Below are 3991 nucleotides of genomic sequence, written 5' to 3'. Positions count from 1 at the left end.
CCGACTCAGGCTTGCGCCAACCCGCACGAGGCATACCCTACAAACTACACCCATGTAGTCTTAACTGAACGGTATTGGGGTTAGCCCGCGCTTAGCCCAGGGCCGCGAGCAGTGACGCCACAACATCGTCGATCGAGCCGCTGGTCGAATAGCCGGCGGCAAGCTGGTGGCCACCGCCACCGAACCGCGCGGCGACGGACGTCAAGTCAATGTCCTTCTTGGCCCGCATCGACACCGACCACTGTCGTGGTTCGACCTCCTTCAGCACCGCGGCCACTTCGGCCTGCTGGGTGGTGCGCACGATGTCGACAATGCTCTCCACTTCTTCCTGACGCGCCCGGAGGAATTCCCGGTTGTCGACGACCACGTAGACCAGCCCCCGGCCACCGACCGCGCCTGACACCAATTGCGCCGAGCCCAGCACCCGCGACAGCATCGGCAACCACTCGAACGGGTGGGTGTCCATCAGGATCCGGCTGACGGCCGCATTGTCGACGCCAATCTCGACCAGGCGCGCCGCCAGTCGATAACCGCGCGCACTGGCCCACCGGAACGACCCGGTGTCCGTGGTCAATCCGGCGTAAATGCAATGAGCGACGTCCACGTCGATCGGCTTGCCCCAGGCGTCGAGAAGGTCGGCGATCATCATCGTGGTGGAGTCTGCCGACAAATCGATGAAGTTCGCGGTGCCGAACGCATCGTTGGATGCGTGGTGGTCGATCACCAGCACATCCCGACCGGGACCGGCCAGGTCGCTCAGCCCGCCGAGCCGCCGGACACTCGGGACGTCCACGGTCACGGCCAAATCGACATCGCGACACATCGCATCCGGGTTCACCAGCAAGTGGCACCCCGGCAACGACGCCAGCGACTCCGGCAGTGTCGCCGGCGCCGCGAAACTCACCTCGACCTGCTTCCCGCACTTGTCCAACACCAAGGCCAGCGCCAATCCGGCGCCGATGGCGTCAGCGTCGGGATGAACGTGGGCAATGACCGCGACGCTGGCGGCGGCCGACAGCAACTCGACGGCGCCGAGGGCATCGACACGCACCCCCGGGCAGCTCGGTACCTCGGCCAGCTCAGTCCCTCGATCGGTCGTGGTCACCGGTGTCCCCAGCCTCGATCCGATCGCCATATCCCCCGGAAGCCCCGCCATCACGGTACGGGTCGGCGTCACCGGCCGGCTTGGCGCCCTGCCGAACCCGAGCCAAGTCGGCGTCGGCGGCGCGGGCGCGCGCCAACAACTCCTCCATCCGATGCACCGTGTCGGAGGTGGTGTCTCGGGTAAACGTCAAGGTCGGCGTGAAACGCACCCCGGTACCGGCTCCGACCTTGGTGCGCAGCACACCCTTGGCCCGCTCCAGCGCGGCGGCCGCCGCAGCGTAGTCCGGCTCGTCGTCCAGCGTGGGGCCCATCAGCGTGTAGTACACGGTCGCGTCGTGCAGGTCCGCGGTCACCTTGGCGTCGGTGATCGTCACCCCGGCAAGTCGCGGATCCTTGATCTCGTACTCGATCGCCGACGCAACGATGGTGGTGATCCGTTTGGCCAGTCGGCGTGCCCGTGCCGGGTCAGCCATCCGCGCGGCCCGTCACGATTGCACCGCCTCGCCGCCCCCGCACGCGGGTGGTACCTCCCTCTGGGGCCGTGCCCCCACTGCATCGTCGGCGGCGGTCACGAGCGTTCCTTTTGAACCAGCTCGTAGGACTCGATGACGTCGCCTTCCTTGATGTCGGAGTAGCCGAGCGTCAAACCGCACTCGAAGCCCTCGCGAACCTCGGTCACGTCGTCCTTTTCCCGCCGCAGCGACTGGATCGAGAGGTTCTCGGCGACCACGATATTGTCCCGCAACAGCCGGGCCTTGGCGTTGCGGCGCACCACACCCGAAGTGATCATGCAACCGGCGATCAGGCCCACCTTTGACGACCGGAACAACGCGCGGATCTCGGCACGACCCAGCTCGACCTCCTCGTAGATCGGCTTGAGCATGCCGCGCAGCGCCTGCTCGATTTCGTCGATCGCCTGGTAGATGACGGAGTAGTAGCGGATCTCGACACCCTCGCGGTTGGCCAACTCGGTGGCCTTGCCCTCGGCGCGCACATTGAACCCGATGATGATCGCGTCGGAGGCCGAGGCCAGGTTGACGTTGGTCTCGGTGATGCCACCGACGCCGCGGTCGATGACGCGCAGCGCCACCTCGTCGTCCACCTGAATACCCATCAGGGCCTCTTCCAGCGCCTCGACGGTACCGGCGTTGTCGCCCTTGAGGATCAGGTTGAGCTGGCTGGTTTCCTTCAGCGCCGAGTCCAGGTCCTCCAGGCTGATCCGCTTACGGCTGCGTGCGGCCATGGCATTGCGCTTGCGGGCGCTGCGCCGGTCGGCGATCTGGCGCGCGATCCGGTCCTCGTCGACGACCAGGAAGTTGTCGCCGGCCCCGGGCACCGAGGTGAAGCCGATGACCTGGACCGGACGCGACGGCAGTGCCGCTTCGATGTCGTCGCCGTGTTCGTCGACCATTCGGCGGACCCGGCCGTAGGCGTCGCCGGCGACCACCGAGTCGCCAACCCGTAGCGTGCCGCGCTGCACCAGCACCGTGGCCACCGGTCCGCGGCCGCGGTCCAGGTGCGCCTCGATGGCCACACCCTGAGCCTCCATGTCGGGGTTGGCGCGCAGGTCCAAAGCGGCGTCGGCGGTCAGCAGCACCGCTTCCAACAGCTGTTCGATGTTGGTGCCGTTCTTGGCCGAGATGTCGACGAACATGGTGTCGCCGCCGAAGTCCTCGGCAACCAGGCCGTACTCGGTGAGCTGAGCCCGGATCTTGGCCGGGTCGGCGCCCTCCTTGTCGATCTTGTTGACCGCGACCACGATCGGCACGTCGGCGGCCTGCGCGTGGTTGATGGCCTCAACCGTCTGCGGCATCACACCGTCGTCGGCCGCGACCACCAGGATGGCGATGTCGGTGGCTTTGGCGCCGCGGGCACGCATGGCGGTGAACGCCTCGTGACCCGGGGTGTCGATGAATGTGATCAGCCGCTCACTGCCGTCGAGGTCGACGCCCACCTGGTAGGCCCCGATGTGCTGGGTGATGCCGCCGGCCTCGCCCTCACGGACATTGGCCTTACGGATGGTGTCCAGCAGCCGGGTCTTACCGTGGTCGACGTGGCCCATCACGGTCACCACCGGCGGCCGAGTCTGCAAATCGGTCTCGTCTCCGGTGTCCTCGCCGTAGGAGAGGTCAAACGACTCCAGGAGCTCGCGGTCCTCGTCCTCGGGGCTGACCACCTGGACGTTGTAGTTCATCTCGCTACCCAGCAGCTCGAGCGTCTCGTCGCCGACCGACTGGGTGGCGGTCACCATCTCGCCGAGGTTGAACAGCGCCTGCACCAGCGCGGCCGGGTTGGCGTCGATCTTCTCGGCAAAGTCGGACAGTGACGCACCGCGGGCCAGCCGGATCGTCTCGCCGTTGCCGTGCGGTAACCGCACGCCGCCGACAACCGGAGCCTGCATCGAGTCATATTCCTGGCGCTTCTGCCGCTTGGACTTGCGGCCACGCCGGGGTGCGCCGCCCGGACGGCCGAACGCGCCGGCCGCGCCGCCGCGCTGGCCCGGACGGCCACCGCCACCGGGGCCGCCGCCGCCACCGCCGGGACGGCCGCGGAATCCGGTCCCGGGCGCGGCACCCACACCGCCGCCGCCGCCGCGGTAGTTACCGCCACCGCCGTCGGAACGGCCACCGGGGCCACCGGGCCGGGCGCCGCCGGGTCGCGGCGCGCCGGTGCGCGGCGGGCGTGGCCCACCGGCCGCACCGCCGGGACGTGGCGGCATACTGCCGGGCGAGGCGCCCGGACGCGGTGCCCCAGGTCGCGGCGCCCCGGGGCGCGGAGCCGGCGGACGCGGGATGGGCCGTTCGGCCGGTTGCGCCGAGGAGAACGGGTTGTTGCCGACACGCGGGGCCCGGACGCCGGGCTTGGGAGCCGGTCCGGGACGCGCGCC

3 protein-coding genes are annotated in these 3991 nt (G+C 68.9%); all 3 read right to left on the bottom strand.

Features of this window, described 5'->3' with window-relative positions:
* Positions 1-91: 91 nt before the first annotated feature.
* Positions 92-1105: a DHH family phosphoesterase gene (locus BST40_RS27415; RefSeq protein WP_075549876.1), complete on the bottom strand. Its 1014-nt coding sequence runs from the start codon at positions 1103-1105 to the stop codon at positions 92-94.
* A complete protein-coding gene (gene rbfA / locus BST40_RS27410) occupies positions 1080-1577 on the bottom strand; it encodes a 30S ribosome-binding factor RbfA (RefSeq protein WP_075549877.1) in 498 nt (165 codons plus the stop codon). Before rbfA ends, BST40_RS27415 begins: the two co-directional genes overlap by 26 nt.
* 95 nt (positions 1578-1672) lie before the next feature.
* Positions 1673-3991, bottom strand: a 2319-nt coding sequence (gene infB, locus BST40_RS27405) for a translation initiation factor IF-2 (RefSeq protein WP_083156471.1), incomplete at its 5' end; no start/stop codon positions are given.

This window comes from Mycobacterium persicum, from assembly GCF_002086675.1.
GTDB lineage: Bacteria > Actinomycetota > Actinomycetes > Mycobacteriales > Mycobacteriaceae > Mycobacterium > Mycobacterium persicum.
This window is presented reverse-complemented; position numbering and strand designations above follow the sequence as displayed.

Coding starts and splice junctions, on each gene's coding strand:
- rbfA (WP_075549877.1), bottom strand. CDS start 1,577: ATGGCTGACCCGGCACGGGCACGCCGACTGGCCAAACGGATCACCACC.